At 65.1% G+C, this 20,903-nt stretch carries 20 protein-coding genes; 5 read left to right on the plus strand and 15 right to left on the minus strand.

Features of this window, described 5'->3' with window-relative positions; all coding sequences use genetic code 11:
* The first annotated feature begins 150 nt into the window (after positions 1-150).
* Both KT882_RS19535 and KT882_RS19540 read left to right on the plus strand, forming a co-directional pair.
* Entirely contained in the window at positions 151-840 is a 690-nt protein-coding gene (locus KT882_RS19535) for a response regulator (protein WP_228893095.1), read from the plus strand.
* Positions 841-842: 2 nt separating this feature from the next.
* Positions 843-2,537 (plus strand): HAMP domain-containing sensor histidine kinase, encoded by a 1,695-nt coding sequence (locus KT882_RS19540; protein ID WP_161074185.1) that lies wholly within the window; start codon positions 843-845, stop codon positions 2,535-2,537.
* On the opposite strand, the gene KT882_RS30670 is transcribed toward KT882_RS19540, so the two are convergent.
* The 8 genes from KT882_RS30670 to KT882_RS19580 all read right to left on the minus strand — a co-directional run bounded on the left by KT882_RS30670 (position 2,534) and on the right by KT882_RS19580 (position 9,614).
* Positions 2,534-2,875, minus strand: a complete 342-nt coding sequence (locus tag KT882_RS30670; RefSeq protein WP_267478619.1) for a FlxA-like family protein — start codon at positions 2,873-2,875, stop codon at positions 2,534-2,536. The genes KT882_RS19540 and KT882_RS30670 overlap by 4 nt on opposite strands.
* A gap of 94 nt (positions 2,876-2,969) precedes the next feature.
* Positions 2,970-3,551 (minus strand): BPSL1445 family SYLF domain-containing lipoprotein, encoded by a 582-nt coding sequence (locus KT882_RS19550; RefSeq protein WP_161074187.1) that lies wholly within the window; start codon positions 3,549-3,551, stop codon positions 2,970-2,972.
* A gap of 94 nt (positions 3,552-3,645) precedes the next feature.
* Entirely contained in the window at positions 3,646-4,212 is a 567-nt protein-coding gene (gene dcd / locus KT882_RS19555; protein ID WP_161074188.1) for a dCTP deaminase, read from the minus strand.
* Between the two features lie 117 nt (positions 4,213-4,329).
* Positions 4,330-4,572 carry a type II toxin-antitoxin system RelE/ParE family toxin gene (locus KT882_RS19560; protein ID WP_321170368.1) on the minus strand — a complete coding sequence of 81 codons (243 nt, stop codon included), beginning with the start codon at positions 4,570-4,572 and terminating at the stop codon, positions 4,330-4,332.
* Between the two features lie 308 nt (positions 4,573-4,880).
* Positions 4,881-5,711 carry an alpha/beta fold hydrolase gene (locus KT882_RS19565; RefSeq protein WP_228893096.1) on the minus strand — a complete coding sequence of 277 codons (831 nt, stop codon included), beginning with the start codon at positions 5,709-5,711 and terminating at the stop codon, positions 4,881-4,883.
* A 70-nt stretch (positions 5,712-5,781) separates the two neighbouring features.
* Positions 5,782-5,940 (minus strand): hypothetical protein, encoded by a 159-nt coding sequence (locus KT882_RS19570; protein WP_228893097.1) that lies wholly within the window; start codon positions 5,938-5,940, stop codon positions 5,782-5,784.
* 79 nt (positions 5,941-6,019) lie between these two features.
* Complete coding sequence (locus KT882_RS19575) at positions 6,020-7,003, minus strand: proline iminopeptidase-family hydrolase (RefSeq protein ID WP_228893098.1); 984 nt, start codon at positions 7,001-7,003, stop codon at positions 6,020-6,022.
* 130 nt (positions 7,004-7,133) lie between these two features.
* Entirely contained in the window at positions 7,134-9,614 is a 2,481-nt protein-coding gene (locus KT882_RS19580) for a DNA internalization-related competence protein ComEC/Rec2 (protein ID WP_228896717.1), read from the minus strand.
* A gap of 195 nt (positions 9,615-9,809) precedes the next feature.
* Here KT882_RS19580 and KT882_RS19585 point away from each other — a divergent pair, with 195 nt between their 5' ends.
* The gene (locus KT882_RS19585) at positions 9,810-10,130 is read left to right on the plus strand and encodes a hypothetical protein (protein ID WP_228893099.1); all 321 of its coding nucleotides are present in this window, start codon (positions 9,810-9,812) and stop codon (positions 10,128-10,130) included.
* Positions 10,131-10,196: 66 nt separating this feature from the next.
* Here KT882_RS19585 and KT882_RS19590 read toward each other — a convergent pair whose 3' ends face one another.
* Genes KT882_RS19590 through KT882_RS19605 form a run of 4 tightly spaced genes read right to left on the minus strand, consistent with a single transcriptional unit; the run spans position 10,197 to position 14,244 of the window.
* The gene (locus KT882_RS19590) at positions 10,197-11,000 is read right to left on the minus strand and encodes a TatD family hydrolase (RefSeq protein ID WP_228893100.1); all 804 of its coding nucleotides are present in this window, start codon (positions 10,998-11,000) and stop codon (positions 10,197-10,199) included.
* A 2-nt stretch (positions 11,001-11,002) separates the two neighbouring features.
* Entirely contained in the window at positions 11,003-11,692 is a 690-nt protein-coding gene (lolD, locus tag KT882_RS19595; protein ID WP_228893101.1) for a lipoprotein-releasing ABC transporter ATP-binding protein LolD, read from the minus strand.
* Positions 11,685-12,962 carry a lipoprotein-releasing ABC transporter permease subunit gene (locus KT882_RS19600; RefSeq protein WP_228893102.1) on the minus strand — a complete coding sequence of 426 codons (1,278 nt, stop codon included), beginning with the start codon at positions 12,960-12,962 and terminating at the stop codon, positions 11,685-11,687. The genes lolD and KT882_RS19600 overlap by 8 nt, the downstream gene beginning before the upstream one ends.
* Before the next feature lie 7 nt (positions 12,963-12,969).
* Positions 12,970-14,244, minus strand: a complete 1,275-nt coding sequence (locus KT882_RS19605; protein ID WP_161074197.1) for a lipoprotein-releasing ABC transporter permease subunit — start codon at positions 14,242-14,244, stop codon at positions 12,970-12,972.
* Between the two features lie 134 nt (positions 14,245-14,378).
* Between KT882_RS19605 and KT882_RS19610 the strand changes: the two genes are divergently transcribed.
* A complete protein-coding gene (locus KT882_RS19610) occupies positions 14,379-15,431 on the plus strand; it encodes a hypothetical protein (protein WP_161074198.1) in 1,053 nt (350 codons plus the stop codon).
* Positions 15,428-17,122, plus strand: coding sequence for a single-stranded-DNA-specific exonuclease RecJ (gene recJ, locus KT882_RS19615; protein ID WP_161074199.1), 1,695 nt, complete (start codon positions 15,428-15,430; stop codon positions 17,120-17,122). Before KT882_RS19610 ends, recJ begins: the two co-directional genes overlap by 4 nt.
* Positions 17,123-17,128: 6 nt before the next feature.
* Here the strand turns inward: recJ and def are convergent, their stop codons facing one another.
* Genes def through ligA form a run of 3 tightly spaced genes read right to left on the minus strand, consistent with a single transcriptional unit; the run spans position 17,129 to position 20,900 of the window.
* Entirely contained in the window at positions 17,129-17,665 is a 537-nt protein-coding gene (gene def, locus KT882_RS19620; protein ID WP_161074200.1) for a peptide deformylase, read from the minus strand.
* Entirely contained in the window at positions 17,662-18,555 is an 894-nt protein-coding gene (galU, locus tag KT882_RS19625; protein ID WP_161074201.1) for a UTP--glucose-1-phosphate uridylyltransferase GalU, read from the minus strand. Before galU ends, def begins: the two co-directional genes overlap by 4 nt.
* Positions 18,552-20,900, minus strand: coding sequence for an NAD-dependent DNA ligase LigA (gene ligA / locus KT882_RS19630; protein WP_228893103.1), 2,349 nt, complete (start codon positions 20,898-20,900; stop codon positions 18,552-18,554). The genes galU and ligA overlap by 4 nt, the downstream gene beginning before the upstream one ends.
* Positions 20,901-20,903 lie beyond the last annotated feature (3 nt).

Raw genomic sequence — 20,903 nt, forward strand, 5'->3', positions numbered from 1 at the left:
GCAGCCATTGTCCGGCCGGGCCATGTAAAGTGCAGTTAGGACAACGTAAATCGGTGTAAAGACGGCGGGTGTAAATCGGGGTAAAAGCACGCTTCGGCCGGCATCGAGTTTGTTATGATGGGCAAATCGACAACCACGAAACACGCGGCAATGAGCAAGGTACTGTTAATAGACGACGACATCGAACTGGTGGGCATGTTCCGCGAATACCTTGAGCAGGAAGGCTTCGAGGTCAGCACCGCGCACGACGGCGAGTCCGGCGCGGCCGCCGCCCTGTCCGGCTTGTACGCCATCGCCGTGCTGGATGTGATGATGCCGCGCATGAACGGCCTGGAGACGCTGCGCCGCATCCGCAGCCACAGCCGCATGCCCATCCTGATGCTCACCGCGCGCGGCGACGACACCGACCGCATCGTGGGCCTGGAACTGGGCGCGGACGACTACGTGGCCAAGCCCTGCACGCCGCGCGAGCTGACCGCCCGCATCCGCGCCATCCTGCGCCGCACGCTGGGCACACCGATGGACGCCGGCGGCACCCAGCCGCTGGCCGTGGGCCAGCTCACCATGTGGCCCGAGCAGCGCCGCGCCAGTTGGGCCGGCGCCCCACTGGAGCTGACCAGCACCGAATTCAATCTGCTGGAAGTACTGGCGCGCCACGCGGGCAAGCCGGTCAGCAAGAACGTGCTGTCCGAGCAGGGCCTGGGCCGGCCCATGGCGCGCTTTGACCGCAATATCGATGTGCACCTGAGCAGCTTGCGCCACAAGCTCGGCACCATCGCCGACGGCCGCTCCTGCCTGCAGACCGTCTACCGCCTGGGCTACCAGCTGATCAAGGAGTAGCCGTGGGCCGTTTGTTCTGGAAGTTCTTCTTCTCCATACTGCTGGCGCAGTTGGTGGCGGCGGTAGGCATAGGCGGCGCCATCTGGCTCAAGAACCGCGACAACGCGCCGCCCCGCCAGCAGGATATCGACACCGGCCCGCGCGCCGAGGACGCGATTGAATCGGCCGCCGCCACGCTGGAATTCGGCGGCGTGAGCGCGCTGCAAAGCCTGCTGGAGAATATGAACCGGCACCGCGTCTATGCGGTCAGCGAGCAAGGGCGCGAGCTGCTGGGACGCATCGTCAAGCCGGGCATGATACTGGAGGCGCGGCGCCTGCTGAAACAGGACGGCGCGCAGCGCGTGGTGCGCGAAGTGCGGGCGGCGGACGGCCACCGCTACACGCTGTTCCTGCCGTCCCGCGAGCATCTGGGCGAACGCCTGGGCGGCGCGCCGCTGCTCGGCAGCCTGGCCGGCATAGCCAGCGTGCCTTTCGAAGGCCGCAACCCCGGCTACTGGCGCAATCAAAACGACTGGCGAGGCCCGAACGACTGGCGCGGCCCCAACCCGGCATTCGGTCCATCAAACGGCGGCGCCCCCCTGCCCGGCATGGTCCCAGGCCCGAACGGCCGCGGCGACCCACCCGGCGGCGCGCAGGCGGCCGGCCCCGGCGGCCCGAGGTCCGGTTCCGGGGCTGGTCCCGGCTTTGGCCCAGGGTCCGGCCCCGGCTTCGGTCCCGGCGCCGGCCCCAACGCCGGCCCGCAAGGTCCGCCGCAGCGCTTCCAGCCCATGACGCCTTTCATTCCCATCGCCGCCGCCGTGCTGGCCAGCCTGCTGTTCGCCGCCCTGCTGGCCTGGTACTTCGCGCGCCCCATCCGCTCGCTGCGGCAGGCATTCGAAGCCGCCTCGCAAGGCGACCTTGCGCCCCGCTTCGCCCAGGTCTCCGGCAAGCGCGGCGATGAACTGAGCGACCTGGGACGCGACTTCGACCGCATGACAGCCCGCCTGCGCAGCCTGATGGATGCCCAGACCCGCTTGCTGCACGACGTCTCCCACGAACTGCGCTCGCCGCTGGCACGCCTGCAAGCCGCCATCGGCCTGGCGCACCAGCAGCCGGACAAGGCCCACGCCACCATGGAGCGCATCGAGCGCGAGAGCGTGCGCATGGACAAACTGGTGGGCGAGCTGCTCACCCTGGCCCGCCTGGAAACAGGCCCCATCACCTCGGCCGGGGAAGCCATCAGCATGGCCGAGCTGCTGGACGAAATCGTGGCGGACGCCGAATTCGAGGCCGCCTCGCACGACAGGGCCATCGAACTGCGCGGCAGCGCCGACGTGGCCGTGAACGGCCAGGCGGACCTGCTTGCGCGCGCGATTGAAAACATTGTGCGCAACGCCATCAAGCACAGTCCCGCCGGCGGCACGGTGCGCGTGGAGCTGCACACGGACGAAGCGACGGACCGCCTGCTGATACGCGTGCTCGATCACGGCCCCGGCGTGGCCCAGGCCGACCTGCAAGCCATCTTCGAGCCATTCTTCCGCAGCAGCGGCACGCTCAAGGACGTGGAAGGCCACGGCCTGGGGCTGGCGATTGCGCAGCAGGTGGTGCAAGGGCACGGCGGCAGCATTGCCGCCCGCAACCGCGAAGAAGGCGGCTTGTGCGTGGAAGTCGCGCTGCCGATTGCGCAGCACGACAATGGGGAACGGAGCAAGGTCTAGGCAGTCGTATCGATAATACTGCCGACGGTGGAACTGGACGAGCGCGGCGCGCTCGCCTGCTGGGCAGGCTGCGCCGTCGATTGCGCCGCCTGGCTGGCCTGCGCCGCCTTCTGCGCTTCCTGCACCTGCAGCTGGGCGATCTGCGCCTGCACGGCCTGAACCTGCTGCGAAATCTGCTCCGCCTGTTTCTGGCCAGCCTCGCTGGTATCCTTCTGCGCTTCGCTCAGCTGCTTCTGCAGCGACACCAGCTGCTTTTGCAGCGCCGCCACCGTACTCGAACTGCCGCTGCCGGACACGCTGGCCGAGCTTGCGCTACCGCTGCTGATCGCCGTCACCATGCTACACCTCCATCTTTATCATTCATAAAGATGGTAACGGTGCCAATTTCGGCGGCTCAACCCTGCGAAGTGTAAAGCCAGGTAAAGACGGCGCTCACAGGTCCAGGCGCGACACCTTGGTGCCCTCCAGCGTGAGGTTGGCCATCAGGCCCGCGTTGGTGAGCACCAGCGCCTGCACCGGGCTGTTGGCGGTAGCCGTGTCGACCTCGCCGTTCACGCCCACCTTGATGACAGCCACCGATGCATCCACGCCCGCCGTCCAGCCTTTGCTCTGGCCGAACTTGCTGAACGCTTCCTGCGTCATGAACAGCAGCACCACCGCCTTGGACTGTGCGCCCGCCTGCAAGCCCACGGAGGCCGAGGCCATGCTGTAGTAGCCGCCATGCTCGCTCTTCACGCGCAAAGCGCCCTTGCCGTACTCGCCGCCCACCACCAGGCCGGCCGCCAGCACGCGAGGGAATACCAGGACAGCGTTGGATTTGGCCACCAGCTCGCGCGAGCCCTTCACTTCCGCGTAGAGGCGGTTCAGGGTGCTGTCGACGCCGTTGTCGATCTCGGTGCGCACGGCGCCGGCATCGGCCTTGCCGGAGGTGGTGGTGGTAGTGCAGCCCGTCAGCGCGGCGCCGGCAAAGGCCAGCGCCGCAGCGGATGTGATGAGGAATGTACGCTTATGCATGGAGCTCTCCAGTCGTCAGGGTCAGCGAATCTTTGCAATTCTGACACCTTGCGCGCAGCAGAGCCTCTCCCTTCCGAAGCAGGCCAGAGGAAAATCAAGCCTTCGGCAGCGTAACGCCGGACTGGCCCTGGTATTTGCCGTTGCGGTCTTTGTACGAGGTTTCGCACACTTCGTCGCTTTCGAAGAACAGCACCTGCGCGCAGCCTTCGCCGGCGTAGATCTTGGCCGGCAGCGGCGTGGTGTTGGAAAACTCCAGCGTCACATAGCCTTCCCATTCCGGCTCGAACGGGGTGACGTTGACGATGATGCCGCAGCGGGCATAGGTCGACTTGCCCAGGCAGACCGTCAGCACATTGCGCGGAATGCGGAAATACTCGATGGTGCGGGCCAGCGCGAAGGAATTCGGCGGAATGATGCAGACGTCGCTCTTGATATCGACAAAGGAGTTGGAATCGAAGTTCTTCGGATCGACGATGGTGCTGTTGATGTTGGTGAAGACCTTGAATTCGTCCGCGCAGCGGATGTCGTAGCCATAAGACGAAGTGCCGTAAGAGATCACTTTGCGGCCGTTTTCAGCCCGCACCTGGCCCGGCTCGAAAGGCTCGATCATGCCGTGCTGTTCCGCCATGCGGCGTATCCATTTGTCGCTCTTAATTGCCATCGCAAAAACCATTTCTCAAGATTGCAGGGAGGCGCCAGCTTGCACCAACGCCATTTCACCCGGGATTTTACGCGAAAGGACTGCTTTCAAGAACAATTCTGCAAGCTTTTGGGCACATCAGCTAGAAATGATTTCGGCAGTCAACGCCCTGCGCTCATGCAAGACTCGCAAGACCGCGAGCGTACTCTGATCGACGCGGTAAAAGATCAGAAAGGGAAACTGGCGCAGTTGCCAGACACGCAAGGAGCGATCAGGTAGAAAGTGCGCATAGCGCGGCGATCCGATCCCTGGATTGCCACAAAGTTTGGCTAACGATGAGTGGAGTTCAGAAATAAAACGCTCAGCCAGGGCAGTAGAAATTGTTGATTAGTAGTCAACAATATCCGCAAGATCGCTCTCGGCGGCGGGGAATAGCCTAATCTGCATTCTCTACGCGGGTAGCTGGGACGCGCGCGCGCAGTTGCGTGATCAAGTCCGCGACGCTTAACTCCCTGGGCGCGCCGCTTTTAAGTCCCGCCATCACCAATTCATACAGGTGACGCTCGGCCTCGCTCTGCGGACCGATTTGATTGCTTCCGTCTGGCAACGTCTCTCCAGACTCATCAGATGTTATTTGCACGCTCATCCAACTATTATAAGCCGCTCCCAGGCAAAGGCTTTGACTACCCTCAAACGACAGTCTCGCCAGAACCAGCGCTTGCCAGTATCCCCAGCAGCTGCGTGATCATCTCGTGGGTTACCTGGGCCGTCAGTTCGGGGGACTCCATGGGGAACAGGTGGCCGCCGGGAATGATGCGGAAATTGCTGCCGACCAGACGGCGGGTGGCGTCCAGCCCGGCCTGGCGATTTTCCACCGACTCGCTGCCGCCGATAAAGCCGGCCGGCACCTGCACGCCGCGCCGGACCAGGCCGCCGATATGGTGCGGCAGGCTGCGGTAGACCGCCGTTTCATTCTCCCGCGTGAAGCGCAGCTGTACGCCGTCCGGATGCGGCTTCAGGCCGGCGGCGATGTAATCGTCCAGCACACCGGGCGCCCAAGCCGCGAAAAGATCTTTCAAGGCGAAGTGCTGGTGCGCCGCTGCCGCGTCCGGCCAGACATTGCGGCGCTTTTCCGAAAAGCGCGCCGGCGAGAACTTGTTGGCCACCGACCAGTTGCGCGTCACGCGCAGCAGCATGGCGCGCCAACCCGCCACCACGGGTGAATCGAGCATCACCACGCAGCGCACCAGGTCCGGCCGCATGGCGGACACCATCACGCTCAGCATGCCGCCCAGCGAGTGGCCCAGCAGTATCACCGGCTCGGTGTAGCGGCTTTCCAGCTCGTCCACCAGCTCCTGCACCAGCTGCGGCCAGCCGGTGCCGACCGGATAGGCCGGGTTGTGGGCATGCATGTCCAGCGCGGAAATGTCGTAATGCTGGCCCAGCAGCTCGAACAGGCGGCGGTAGGTGCCGGCCGGATAGCTGTTGGCGTGCGAAAAGTGCAGCTTGGGTTTGTTCATTTTTGTAGTGTCTCCTTGGGGCCATTGTAAGGAGAGCGGCGGCAAAAGAAATAGAACGGTTGCTCTAATTTCACTCCTTGGCCGGCGGCAAGGGCGGCGCGGGCGGTTTGGGAGCCGGAATAATAAGGACGTGCTTGTCCATTACCTTGCCGTCCTGCTTCTGCTGCACAACTTGCGTGGCGACAGCCTTGGCTGGAACAACCGGCTTGGGATGGCGGGGAAAAATCATTGCTGCGCTCGCTTGATGGATGGACCACCCAGATGAGGACAGTTGCCGGACTTTCAACACGCCATCCGTCAGTTCCGCCTTAAACGGTCTTCAGGAAGGCCAGCAAGCCCCGGAAGTACTGCTCCTGCGCATCCCACATGCATAGATGGCTGCCGTTTTCGCAGATCATGGACTTCGCATTCGGCATCATGCGCGCCATTTTGCGGATATCCTCCGGGTCCATTTCGTCGTAGGTGGCGCCTATGGTCAGCGCGCGCACCTTGATTTCATGCAGGCTGTCCCAGCGTTCCCAGTCCTTCAGGTTGCCGGTCACCAGGAATTCGCTCTTGCCCTGCATCTGGTTGTAGATCTTCGCATTCAGGTGGCGGAACGCGCGGTTCACCGCATCCGGCCACGGACTGATGCGGCACAGCACCTGCGGATACAGCACCTCGTTCATGATGCGCTCGTACTCCGGCGTATCGTAGGCCTCCCTGGCTTCCAGCGCCTGCAGCTCCGCCAGCGTGTCCGGCGGCAGCTTCATCTTGATCGACGCGGTGTGGCGCAGCAGCGCCTGTATGCCCGCCGTCATATTGGAAATGACCAGGCCGCGCAAACGGCGCTGGTGGTGCAGCGCATACTCGATGGCCAGCAAACCGCCCCAGGAATGGCCGTACAGCACGAACTGGTCCAGGCCCAGGCCTGTGCGCACTTCTTCCAGTTCCTCAAGGTAGCGCGGCAAGGTCCACAGCGAGGGATCGTCCGGCTGGTCGGAGTTGCCGCAGCCGAGCTGGTCGTAGTAGTACATCTCGATGCCGGCCTGCGGCAGGAAGGACTCCATCGCCTCCAGGTATTCGTGCGTAAAGCCGGGACCGCCGTGCAGCAGCAGCACCTTGATGGGGCCCTGCCCGACTTTCTTGGTCCACACCTTGTACTTGCCGCCGGCGACAGGAATCATGCGCACGCCTGCCGTGCGGATGCCGACCGGGTTCAAGCCGTCAGGGCGGGTAATCGTCGCGCCGCCTGCGGAAGCGGTCCCTGCTGCGGACGCCGTGGCGGTGCTGGCTGCGGCGATCGCCGCCATACTGCCTGTAACAAAATTTCGACGCTTCATATTGGCTTCTCGTTATTCTCGGGCGCGCAAGTATCCGGGGCAGGCGGAATGCCGTAAAGACCGCCGGTCGTAATACACTATTGAGCATTGCGAAATAATCTTACGGATGGCGCCAATAGCGCGGGTTGGCTTCGCGGTAGCGCTCCACGCTGAGCTGGCCATTGAACTCCAGCGTCAGTGCTCCGCTTTCGTCGGTGCGCAGGCGATCGATACCAAGGCTGCGGTAGCGCTCAAAGACCTGCGGCTGGGGATGGTGATAGCGGTTGCGGTAGCCGACCTGGAATATGGCAGCGCCAGGCCGCACGGCAGCCAGGAATGGCGGCGTGGACGACGTGCCGCTGCCGTGGTGTGGAGCGAGCAGCACATCGGCCGGCAGGCTCGCCGGGGCGCGTAGCAGCAGCTCGGCCTCCTGTGCCGCTTCGATGTCGCCTGCCAGCAGCATGGCCTTGCCGCCCGCGCTCACCCTCAGCACGCAGCTGCGGGCGTTCGGTTTCAGTCCCGCATGGCCGTAGCTTTCGGCGGAGGGATGCAGCATCTCAAAGAGCACCCCGTCCCAGTTCCAGCCCTGCCCGGCTTCGCAGCGCACATGCCTGGGCGAGGCGCGCACGATGGGATGCCCCGCCGGCAGCGAGGTGCTGGTCCAGGAGATGCGCATATTTTCCAGCATCGCCAGGGCGCCGCCGGAGTGGTCGGCGTCCGCGTGGCTCACCACCATCGCATCCAGCGCGCCGATGCCGCGCGCCCGCAGGTAAGGCAGGATCACCCGGTTGCCGCCATTGGAATCAGGCGCGTAGGCGGGGCCGGTGTCGTACAGCAGGCGATGCCCACTGGTTTCCACCAGCAGCGCCATGCCCTGCCCCACGTCGAAGGCGGTCACGCGGAATGCGCCGTCCGCCGGATGGCTGGGCGTCGCCGCCAGCAAGGGCAGCCAGGTCACGATACCCAGCCAGCGCAAGGGCCAGCCGCGCGGCGCCAGCATCCACGCCGTGCCGAACAGCGCCCAGCAGAACAGCCAGGGCGGCGGCGTGGGCGCGGCCCATACGGCGAAGCGGCTCGCGCTCATCCATTGCAGCGCTTGCGCCAGCAGCCATACGGTTCCGTGCGCAAGGTTCAGCAATGGCGCGGCCAGCAAATCCGGCAGCACCGCCCCCGCCAACGCCAGCGGCGTGACCAGCAGGCTGACTACCGGAATGGCCACCGCATTTGCCACCGGACTTGCCACCGACACCTGCGCGAACAGCAGCATGGTCAGCGGCACCAGACCGACGGTGACCGCGTACTGCACGCGTGCGGCCATCTTTAAGTCCGCCATCCACCGTTCGCGCCTCGACAGCGGCGCGCGGCGCGGCTGCAGCAGCGGCAGCGCGCCATTACCGGCGGCGCCTGCCGCCAGCACCGCCACGCCGCTGCCGTGATGCACCTCGGTGCGGCCCACCGTCGCGTAGAGGATGGTGGCGACGGCGCCGAACGAAAGCCAGAAACCCGGCCACATCACCGCCCAGGGATCCAGCAGCACCACTACGCCGGCAGCAAGGCACAGCACATGCGTCACGCTGGCCAGCCGGTCCGTCCACAGCGCCACGGCGACCACCGCCAGCATATACAGCGTGCGCTGAGCTGGCACGCCGAAGCCCGCTAGCAGCACGTACACCAGCGCCGCCAGCATGCCAGCCAGCGCCGCCACTTTCTGCGCAGGCAGCAGCAGCGGCAACTGCGCGCGCGTGAAGAAGGATCGCCGCCACAAGGCCGACGCGGCCAGCGCGAACAGGCCGGCGATCATCGTAATGTGTAAACCGGAGATACTGATTAAGTGGCTGATGCCCGTGCGGTTGAACACCAGCCAGTCCGATTGCGGAATGCCACGTTGGTCTCCCACCACCAGAGCCACGATCACGCCCGCATATTCCTTGCCCTTGAGCGCGCGCAGAATGCGCTCCCGCAGCACGGCGCGGCAGTGTTCAATCACATTGCCAAAGCTGCCGACAAAAGTAGCCAGGCGCTGGTTGCGGCCATCCTGGCGCACATATCCGGTGGCGCGCACGCCCTGCTCCAACAGCCAAAGTTCATAATCGAAGCCATAGGGATTGGCGTTGCCGTGCGGCCGCTGCAAGCGGACCGTGAGCCGCCAGCGTTCGCCCGGCTGCACTTCGCCTATCGGCACGGCCTCGCCGCGATAGCCCTCGTACCAGGACAACGCGACCAGCGGCGGCACGCGCGCCGCGCCGCGTTCGACTTGCTCCACCGCGAAATTGAAACGGACGCCGCCTTCGAAACGGTTGGGCAGGTTGGCGATGGTGCCGATCAGCGTAATGTCGCGGCCCTCATCAGCCTTCGACAGCTCGGGCGCCAGTGCCGCTTCCGCCAATAATACGGCCCAGAAGAAGCCGGCAGCTGCGCCGGCCAGTACGGCAAGAAAATGGCGCAGCCAGCTTACCCGGGCAGGAAGCCAGCGCCGCGCCGCAGGCAAGGCCAGAGCCGCAGCAACCGCCGCTGCCAGCCCGGCTGATGGGTATGTAGGCAACGCGGCCAGCATTTGCAGCCACGCCGCGCCGCCAACAAAGCCGAGTATCGCGCATCTCATCATCAGTTCCATGGGGAAAGAACTGATTATTGCCGGAGGAGGAATTCTGCGTGCTAATCAAAATCAAGCCGGCTGGATTCTTGGCACAGGCATTTGTGCAGAACGGCGCACAAATATCCAGCGATCTATACTGCTCTTGTGCGCTGCACAACCCAACAAACATCCGTCGTTCCCTCCACAAGTGAAAGAAGCACCATGATCCCCTATTTCCCAAATCTCGCCGCTTTTGCGTTCCCGGCAACATCAACCGCAGGCAGCAGCATGTGGGATCAAGTAATTTCGGTCTACCAGCGCGCCTTCGAGCACAGCAACCAGGAATTGTGGACAAGCTCAATCCGCATTGTCCAGGAACACGCTGCCCGGGCCTGGGTGGAAGCCTCGCAGTCGTGTATGGCGGCGCTCGCGGAGAACGCAGCCGCAATTCAGCAACGCGCATTTACGGAACTGGTTGGCGCCCAGCAGGAAGCCGCTACGATTGCAACAACACAAATTAGCGAAGCGCTGACGGGTAGCTAAGCCGCTCCGATTTCAATGGGCTGCGGCGCATTGCATGCTGCAGCGCGCTGTACAAAGTAGGGGCGTTCAAGCCGGCAGCAGGCTGGCCATGCGCGGCAGGATGGCGCGCGCGTTGGCGCCGGTGGCGGTGCGGACCTCGTCCACGCTGATGCCGCGCAGCTCGGCCAGCACCTCGCCTATGCGCGGAATCTGCTGCGGGGTGTTCACGCCGGGGTGGACCCAGGACGGAGAAATGTCCGGCGCGTCCGTCTCCAGGACGATGGAAGACAGCGGCAGCTCGGCCGCCAGGCGGCGTATCTGCAGCGCGCGCGTGAACGTCATGCTGCCGCCGAAGCCCAGCTTGAAGCCCACGTCGATATAGCCCTGCGCCTGCTGGAAGCTGCCGTTGAAGGCGTGCGCGATGCCGCCGTTGGGCGTGATCTGGCGCACGTGCTTGAGCACCTGGTCCTGCGACTTGCGCACATGCGTAAGCACCGGCAGGTTGAAGTCGCGCGCAATGCGCAGCTGCTCGCGCAGGAAATGCACCTGCTTCTCGCGCATGGCCGGTTCGGCCAGCATGGGGATGAAGAAGTCCAGCCCGATCTCGCCTATCGCCACCATACGCGCATCGTCCATGGCCGCTTCCACGCTGGCGCGCAGGGCCAGCAGGTCGTCCTCGGTGGCATTGGGCACGTAGATGGGATGGATGCCCAGCGCATAGCAGGCGTTGTCCGCCCTGGCAGCGAGGCCGGCGACGATATCAAGATTGGCCCGCTCGACGGCGGGAACCACGATCATGCCCACGCCCTGCTCCTGCGCGCGGCGCGCCACGTCCAGCGAGGTATCACCGAATTCGTGCGCGTCCAGATGACAGTGCGTGTCTATCCACATGCTTACTTCTCCTGGTGCAGGCCCTGGTCGGTCAGGCGCAGCACGCGGTCGCAGCGCTTGGCCAGTTCCGGGTCATGCGTGACGATGACGAAGGCCGTGCCCAGGGTGCGCGACAGCTCCAGCATCAGGTCGAAGATCTGTTCGGCCGTGCCGTGATCGAGGTTGCCGGTCGGTTCGTCGGCCAGCACGCAGGCGGGCTGCGTCACCAGCGCGCGCGCCAGGGCCACGCGCTGGCGCTCGCCGCCGGACAGCTCGCCCGGCACGTGCGTCACCCGCTTGGCCAGGTTCACGCGCGTGAGTATCTTCTGCGCTTCCTCCTGCGCCTGCGAGCGCTTCAGGCGCCGTATCATCAGCGGCATGGCCACGTTGTCCAGCGCAGTGAACTCGGGCAGCAGGTGGTGGAACTGGTAAACGAAGCCGAGCGACTGGTTGCGCAAGTCGCCGCGTTCGCGCTCGCCCAGGCTGGCGAAGTCCTTGCCCAGCAGGGTCACGCTGCCGTTGCTCGGCGTATCCAGGCCGCCCAGCAGGTGCAGCAGCGTGGACTTGCCGGAACCGGATGCGCCGACAATAGCCACGCGCTCGCCGCGCCGCACGTCGATGTCGATGCCGTTCAGTACCTGCACCGAGTAGCTGCCCTGGGTGAAGGTTTTGCCCAGCCCGCGGCAGGACAGGACGATGGATTGATCATTCATAGCGCAGCGCCTCCGCAGGTTTGACACGGGCAGCCCACCAGCTTGGATAGATGGTGGCCAGGAAGGCCAGCGCCACCGCCACCACGCCGATGCGGGTGACGTCCGGCCAGCGCATATCCGAAGGCACGGTGCTGATGTAGTAGATATCCCTAGACAAGAACTGCACTCCCAAAGTTGATTCAATAAACGGCACGATCACATCGATATTCAAGGCCACCAGCACGCCGCCGGCCACACCCAGCGCCGCGCCCATGGTGCCCACCAGCGCGCCCTGTATGACGAAGATGCGCATGATGGATTGCGGCGACGCGCCCAGCGTGCGCAGGATGGCGATGTCGGGCTGCTTGTCCGTCACCGTCATCACCAGCGTGGACACGAGGTTGAACGCGGCCACGGCCACAATCAGCGCCAGGATGATGAACATCATGCGCTTCTCGGTCTGCACCGCCGCGAACCAGTTGGCGTTCAGCTTGGACCAGTCGCGTATCTCCATCCCGGCGGGCATCAGGGGCTTGAGGTCTTCCGCCACTTGCGGGGCGCGGTGCATGTCCGCCAGGCGCAGGCGCAAGCCGGCCGGCGCGGACAGGCGCAGCATTTTTTCAGCGTCCACAATGTGGATGAAGGCCAGGCCGCCGTCAAACTCGGCATGGCCCGCCTGGAAGATGCCGGTCACCGTAAAGGAGCGCATGCGGGGCACAATGCCGGCCGGCGTGACCGTGCCTTGCGCCAGCGCCATCGTCACCTTGTCGCCCAGGTTGACCTGCAGCGCGCGCGCCAGGTCTATGCCCAGCACGATATTGAATTCGCCCTGGCGCAGCGCATTGAAGTCGCCGTACTTGGTGTGCTTGGCCACGTCCGACACATTCGGCTCCTGCTCCGGCAGGATGCCGCGCACGATGGCCGGACGCAGCGTGTCGCCGCCATGCTGCAGCATGGCCTGCGTTTCCACGAACGGCGCGGCGCCCTTCACTTCCGGATTCTTGAAAGCGTTCTTGGCCTGCTGCTCCCAGTCCGGCATGCCCTCGCCCCCAGTGTTGAACACTTCCACGTGGGCCAGCACGGACAACATGCGGCCCGTGACTTCCTTCTGGAAGCCGTTCATCACCGACAGCACGATAATCAGCGCTGCCACGCCCAGCGCAATGCCGCCCATGGAGATCAGCGAGATAAAGGAGATAAAGCTGTTGCGCGAGCTGCGCTTGCCGGCGCGCGTGTAGCGCAGGCCAACCAGCCATTCAAAAGGCAAATTCGACAGGAGATTCTTCAGCATGGTCTGTTCACTCGTAGCGCAGGGCGTCGGCCGGCTTCACGCGCGCGGCGCGCCAGCTCGGATACAGGGTGGCGACAAAGGCCAGCGCAACCGCCGTGGCGGAGATCACGGCCACGTCATGCCAGCGCAGGTCGGACGGCACGGCGCTGATAAAGTAGATGTCCTTGGCCAGGAACTTCATGCCCAGCATGCGCTCGATGGCGGGCACGATCACGTCCACGTTCATGGCCAGCAGCACGCCGCCCGCCACGCCCAGCGCGGTGCCGATCACACCCACCAGCGCGCCCTGCACCATAAAGATAAACATCACCGAGCGCGGCGCGGCGCCCAGCGTGCGCAGGATGGCGATGTCGGCCTGCTTGTCCGTCACCGTCATCACCAGCGTGGCAACCAGGTTGAAGGCCGCCACCGCGATAATCAGCGTAAGGATAATGAACATCATGTTCTTTTGCGTCTGCACCGCAGCGAACCAGTTGGCGTTCTGCTGGGACCAGTCGCGCACCAGCAGCTCGCCCGGCATGGTGCGTTTCAGCTCGCGCGCCACGTCCGGCGCGCGCTGCACGTCCGCCACGCGCAGGCGCAGCGCGAACGGCAGCTCCAGGTGCAGCAGCTCCATGCCATCGCCGATGTGGACATAGGCCAGGCCGGAATCGAACTCGTTGTGGCCGGCCTCGAAAATGCCGGCGACGGTGAAGTAGCGCATGCTGGGAGAGCCGCTACCCATCATGTCCTTGCCGTTCTGCGCCAGCGCCATGGCGACCTTGCCGCCCACTTCCACGTCCAGCGCCTTGGCCAGGCCCACGCCCAGCACGATATTGAACGCGCCCGGCTGCAGCGCGTCGAAGCTGCCCTGCTTGAACTGCTTGCTCACGCTGGAGACGGTGGCTTCGGCCTTGGGCAGAATGCCGCGCACAATGGCGGGCCGCAGCTTGTCGCTGCCGTGCACCAGCATGGCCTGGGTTTCCACGAATGGCGCCACGCCCTGCACTTCGGGATTCTTGAACGCCTCCTTCGCGGTGGCCGTCCAGTCCCGCAGGCCGCCGCCGCGCAGGTCGTACATCTCCACATGGCCCAGCACCGACACCATGCGCTCGGTCACTTCCTTCTGAAAGCCGTTGTACACCGACAGCACCACGATCAGGGCGGCCACGCCCAGGCCTATGCCCAGCATGGAGATGGCCGAGATAAACGATATAAAGCTGTTACGCCCGCTGCGCTTGCCCGCGCGTGTGTAGCGCAGGCCGACCAGCCATTCGAAAGGCAGATTCTTGATGATGCTCATGGGCCTTGTAGTTAGTGGTGCCATAGGTGAAAAACGTTCCGAGCCCGAAGTGTGCCATACAAATTACATTTCGTGAGTGAAACACCGCACCGTGGCCGCAAGCGGAAGGCGGCGGGCTGATACAATCGCGGGTTATGAATCAGCTTACCCTCGTCCTGCCCTTCGCCCTCACCCCGCCCGAACTCGCTCAAGACCTGGCCCGCGCTATGCAAGTGCCGGCGCTGGCGATGTTACTCGAGCGCAATAGCACGCACCGCGTGACGGAGGAAGACGGCGCCAACCGCCTTCTGCCGCATGAATCGTGGCTGTCGCGCGCGCTCACCGCCGGCGCGCCCGCAGGCCCGTCCGACAACGCCCCCTTCGCACCCGCCATGATGCGGGCGCTGGACGTGGCGCAGGCCGACGGCTATTGGTTCGCCGTACAGCCCGTGCATCTGCAACTGGCGCGCACCCATATGGAGCTGGGCGATCCGCGCTCGCTTAACCTGAACGAAGCCGACTCGCGCGCGCTGTTCGACCTGATCAAGCCCTACTTCGACGACGCCGGCAAGCCGCTGGTCTACGCCGCGCCGGACATGTGGTTCATGCGCGCGGACGACTGGCAAGGCCTGCGCACCGCTTCGCCGGACGTGGCCGTGGGCGACAACCTGAGCGACTGGATGCCGGAAGGCGATGCCAAGCGCGAGTTCCGCAAGCTGCAAAACGAAGTGCAGATGCTGTGGCACGAACACCCCGTCAACGAAGCGCGCCAACAGCGCGGGCTGTCGCCGGTGAATTCGTTCTGGCTGTGGGCTGGCGCCTCTGCCAATGCCTCGGCAAACGCAGCAGCCAGCAACGCCGGCGCGCTGGCCGTCGTCAACTGTCCCGCGTGGCTAACGCTGCTGGCCGATCCCGCCCTGCGCGCCGCCACCGCCCCGCAAGTGCTCGCGTTGCCCGGCGACGCCACCGTGGTGCTGGGCGAACTGATCCCGGTAGGCAAAGCCGGCGACTGGGCGCCCTGGCTGGCGCACATGCAGCAGATCGAGCAGCAATGGTTCGCTCCCTTGCTGGCGGCGCTGCAAACGGGCCGCCTGGGCAGCCTGAAACTGGTTTTCAGCAGCCATCTGAAGCTGGCCGAATTCACCATCACCAAGGGCTCTTTGCGCAAATTCTGGCGCAAGCCCGCCCTCACCAAGCTCACGCCATGACCCGTATCGCCACCCGCCCCTGCCCCTTCCGCGAATCGGAAATGCTGCGCCAGGGCGGCATCCATCCTGTGCTGGCCCGCCTGTTTGCCGCGCGCGGCCTGACCGACCCCAAAGACCTGTCCAGCGAGCTGGCGGCGCTGATCGCGCCTTCCGGCCTGCTGCACATCGGCGCGGCGGCCGTCTTCCTGGCCGACTCCATCGCCGCGCAAAAGCGCATGGTGATCGTGGCCGACTACGACTGCGACGGCGCCACCGCCTGCGCGGTGGCGCTGCGCGGCCTGCGTTCCATGGGCGCCAATGTCGACTTCATCGTCCCCAACCGCTTCGAATACGGCTACGGCCTCACGCCGGAAATCGTGGCGCTGACGGCGCGCGAAAAGCAGCCGGACATCATCATCACCGTGGACAACGGCATAGCCAGCATAGACGGCGTGGCCGAGGCCAACCGGCGCGGCATCGAAGTCGTCGTCACCGACCACCACTTGCCGGCCGACGTGCTGCCCGAGGCGCGCGTTATCGTCAATCCCAACCAGCCGGCCTGCGGCTTCCCGAGCAAGAACCTGGCGGGCGTGGGCGTGGTGTTCTACGTGCTGCTGGCCCTGCGCGCAGAACTGCGCAAGCGCGGCGTATTCGACGCCGCCACCCAGCCCAAGCTGGACAGTCTATTGGACCTGGTGGCGCTGGGCACCGTGGCCGACGTAGTCAAGCTGGACCCGAACAACCGCATCCTGGTGGCGCAAGGCCTGAAGCGCATGCGCGCAGGCCGTATGCATCCCGGCGTGGCCGCCCTGTTCCGCGTGGCCGGCCGCCAGGCGCGCACCGCCACGCCGTTCGACCTGGGCTTCGCGCTCGGCCCGCGCCTGAACGCGGCCGGGCGGCTGGAGGACATGTCGCTCGGCATCGAGTGCCTGCTCACGGACGATGAAGACCGCGCCTGGCAGCTGGCGCAGCAGCTCAACGAGATCAACCTGAAACGGCGCGAGATCGAAGCCGAGATGCAGGACGCGGCCTTGCTGCACCTGGACCGCTTTGAACCCGCCGCCAGCAGCACCATCAGCGTATTCGACGAAAGCTGGCACCAGGGCGTGATCGGCATCGTGGCATCGCGCCTGAAAGAAAAGTTCTTCCGTCCGACGATTACCTTCGCACCGGCGGGAGACGGCTGGATCAAGGGCTCCGGCCGCTCCATCCCAGGCTTCCACCTGCGCGACGCGCTGGACCTGGTTTCAAAACGCGCCCCCAGCCTGATCGACAAATTCGGCGGCCACGCCATGGCTGCGGGCCTGAGCATCCGCGCCGATGCCTTCGACGCGTTCTCGGAAGCCTTCGAAGCCGTGGGCCGCGCATGGCTGACGGAACAGCAGCTGGAACGCGTGATCGAAACCGACGGGCCGCTGGAAGACGGCTACTACACCACCCAGTTCATCGAGCTGATGGACGGCCAGGTATGGGGCCAGGGCTTCGCGCCGCCGGTGTTCTGCGACGAGTTCCGCGTTGTGAGCCAGCGCATCCTTAAAGAGCGCCACCTCAAGCTGCTGCTGGAGAAAAACGGCGCGCGCTACGACGCGATCTGGTTCGGCCACACCGAATCCGTAGGCGACCGCGCCCGCGTCGCCTTCCGGCTCGACGCCAACGAATACAACGGCACCACCAAGGTCCAGCTCATGGTGGAACACGCCGAACCCGCGTAGGGCGGGTTAATCGTCGTCGTTGGGATCGAGGTCGGGGAACATCACCGAGGTGTAGCCGAACTTGCTGAAGTCGGTGATGCGCATCGGGTAGAGGATGCCGTGCAAGTGGTCGACTTCGTGCTGTACCACGCGCGCGTGGAAGTCGTCTGCGTCGCGCACGATGGCCTGGCCGTATTGGTCCACGCCTTCGTAGTGCAGCTTCTTGTAGCGCGCCACGCTGCCGCGCAGGCCGGGCACGGACAGGCAGCCTTCGAAGCCGTCTTCCTTTTCTTGCGTGATCGGCGTGAGCACGGGGTTGATCAGCACCGTCTCCGGCACTTGCGGCGCGTCCGGATAGCGGGCGTTGTTCTTGAAACCGTAGATCACGAGCTGCAAATTCACGCCGATCTGGGGCGCGGCCAGGCCCGCGCCGTTGGCGGCGTGCATGGTGTCGAACATGTCGGCGATGAGGGCGTGCAACTCGGGCGTATCGAATTCGCGCACCGGCTCCGCCACGCGCAGCAGGCGCGGGTCGCCCATCTTCAGGATTTCACGGACCGTCATTTCGCCCCCAGTTCCAATTGCATCTCCTGCAGATATTTGCGGAATTCGTCGCCCATCTCCGGATGCTTCAGGCCCATGGCAGTGGTGGCTTTCAGGTAGCCCAGCTTGGAGCCGCAGTCGTAACGGGTGCCGTCGTAGCGGTAGGCCAGCACGCGCTCGGCCTTCATCAGCGCGGCGATGCCGTCGGTCAGCTGGATCTCGCCGCCGGTGCCCGCGCCCAGGTGCTCCAGGTATTCGAAGATGCGGCCCGACAGCACATAGCGCCCCACCACGGCCAGCGTGGAAGGCGCCTCCTCCGGCTTCGGTTTCTCGACGATGCCGGACACCAGTTCCAGCCTGCTCTGATAAGGCGAGGCGCTGACGATGCCGTACTGGCGCGTGTTCGCGCGCGGCACGTCCTGCACCGCCAGCACGCTGGCGCGCTCATAGGAATACACTTCGGTCATCTGCGCCAGCACCGGACGGGCGCCGTTGTCGGTGTCCATGAAGTCGTCCGCCAGCAGCACGGCGAAAGGCTCGTCGCCCACCACCGGACGCGCGCACAGCACCGCGTGGCCCAGGCCCAGCGGCTCGGACTGGCGGATGAAGATGCAGTTGATGTGCTTGGGGATGACGTTGCGCACCTGCTCCAGCAGCGCGGTTTTCTGCGCCGCTTCCAGCTCGGCTTCCAGTTCGTAGGCTTTGTCGAAATGGTCTTCAATGGCGCGCTTGTTGCGGCCGGTGATGAAGATCATGTCGGTGATGCCGGCCGCCACCGCCTCTTCCACCGCATACTGGATCAGCGGCTTGTCGACGATGGGCAGCATCTCCTTCGGCTGCGCCTTGGTGGCAGGTAGAAAACGGCTGCCCAGGCCTGCGACTGGGAATACGGCTTTGCGAATTTTGGTCATTTATTGTTCTCCAGCAGGGCCAGCAGGCCCGCTTCGTCCAGGATGGGGATTTCGAGTTCTTCCGCCTTGGCCAGCTTGCTGCCCGCCTCGGCGCCTGCCACTACATAACCGGTTTTCTTCGATACGGAACCAACCACCTTGCCGCCCGCCGCTTCAATCATGGCGCCAGCCTGGTCGCGGCTCAGGTTCGGCAGCGTGCCAGTCAATACAAAGGTCTTGCCGTTCAGGGCGCCCGTGGCTTCCACGACTTCCGGCAGCAAGGCAAGCAGGCCTTTGCAGAGATCATCCAGCGCGGCCACCTGGTCGCGGTTGCCCGGCTGCGCCATCCACTCTTCCAGCGCAGCGGCGACGTCCGCCGGCAAGCCATAGACCGAGAAAATGCTCTGCTGCGCCAGCTTTTCCAGCGTAACGCCCTGCTCCACCAGCTTGCGGCAGCGCGGCTCGGTCATCTTCGGTATGCCCAGTGCGGCCATCAGCTTGATGTCGTCGAGCTTCTCGCGCAGCTTGGCGCTGGGCGCGTGCTCGCCTTGCGGGGCCACGCCCGCCGCCAGCAGCGCGTCGATGGCCTCCTGGTTCTTCGCTTCGGAAAAGAAGTCGGCGATGGCTTCGGCCACCGTGCCGCCGATATCGGGCAGCACCCGCAGCAGCGCGATCGGCGCGCGGCGCACCAGGCCGAAACTGCCCAGCCACTCGGCCAGCGTCTTGCCGGTGGACTCGCCCACGTGGCGGATGCCCAGCGCGAACAGCAGGCGCTCCAGCGGCGGGTTCTTGCTGGCGGCGATGGCCTCCAGCAGATTGTCCGCCCACTTGGTGGCGATCTTGCCTTGCTGGACGGTCTCCGGCGTGGTGCCGTCGCGTTCATCGGCCAGGCGCTTCATCTTCAGCAGGTCGTCCAGCGTGAGCTTGTACAGGTCGGCCACGCGGGTCACCAGGTCGCATTCGACCAGGTTGTCGATATAGCGGTCGCCCAGGCCTTCGATGTCCATCATGCGGCGGCCGGAGAAGTGGCGGATGGCTTCCTTGCGCTGTGCGCGGCAGAACAGGCCGCCGGAGCAGCGCGCAATGGCCTCGCCCTCTTCGCGCACCACGTGCGAACCGCACACCGGGCACACCTTGGGCAGCACGTAGCGCGGCGGCTCGGGCTGCGGGCGCTTTTCCAGCACCACGGCCAGCACCTCGGGAATCACATCGCCAGCGCGGCGCACGATGACCGTGTCGCCCACGCGCACGTCCTTGCGCTGCACTTCGCCTTCGTTATGCAGCGTGGCGTTGGTGACGTTCACGCCGCCCACGAACACGGGCTCCAGGCGCGCCACCGGTGTGATGGCGCCGGTGCGGCCCACCTGCACTTCGATGTCGTGCACGATGGTGGTGGCTTCTTCGGCCGGGAATTTATGCGCAATGGCGAAGCGCGGCGCGCGCGATACGAAGCCAAGCTGACGCTGGTCGGACAGCTTGTTGGCCTTGTACACCACGCCGTCGATCTCGTACGGCATGTCCGGACGCGCCTTGCCGATGGCGGCGTAGTAGTCCAGCAGGCCTTGCGCGCCGCGCACCACGGCGCGTTCCTTGGCCACCGGCAGGCCGAGGGCGTAGTACCACTCCAGCAGCGCGGAGTGCGATTCGGGCATCTCGGCGCCTTCCAGCGCGCCGATGCCGTAGGCGAAGAAGCTCAGCGCGCGCTGCGCGGTGATGCGCGAATCGAGCTGGCGCAAACTGCCTGCCGCCGCGTTGCGCGGATTGACGAATTCCTTCTGGCCGGCTTCGCGCTGGCGCTCGTTCATCTTGGCGAAGTCGCGCTTGTACATCAGCACCTCGCCGCGCACGTCCAGCAGCGCGGGCACCTTGTCGCCGTGCAGGCGCAGCGGAATGCCCTTGATGGTGCGGATATTGGCGGTAACGTCCTCGCCGGTGTAGCCGTCGCCGCGCGTTGCGGCCTGCACGAACAGGCCGTTCTCGTAGCGCAGGTTGATGGCCAGGCCGTCGAATTTCACTTCGGCGGCGTACTCCACTTGCAGCACGTCCAGGCCTTCCCGCACGCGGCGGTCGAAGTTTTCCACGTCCTCGTCGCTGAAGCCGTTATTCAGCGACAGCATGGGCACGGTGTGCGTCACTTGCGCAAACTGCGGCAGCGGGGCCGCGCCCACGCGCAAGGTTGGCGAATCCTGCTTTTGCAGCTCCGGGTGTTCCGTTTCCAGCTTTTGCAGCTCGAGGTAGAGCTGGTCGTATTCGGCGTCCGGGATGGTCGGCGCATCGAGCACGTGGTAGGCGTGCAGATGGCGGTTCAATTCGGCCGTCAGCCAGGCCGCGCGGTCCACCTTGGCCTGGTATTCCTTGTCACTCATTGC

This window comes from Pseudoduganella aquatica, assembly GCF_020865585.1.
In the GTDB taxonomy this organism is placed as follows: domain Bacteria; phylum Pseudomonadota; class Gammaproteobacteria; order Burkholderiales; family Burkholderiaceae_D; genus Rugamonas; species Rugamonas aquatica_A.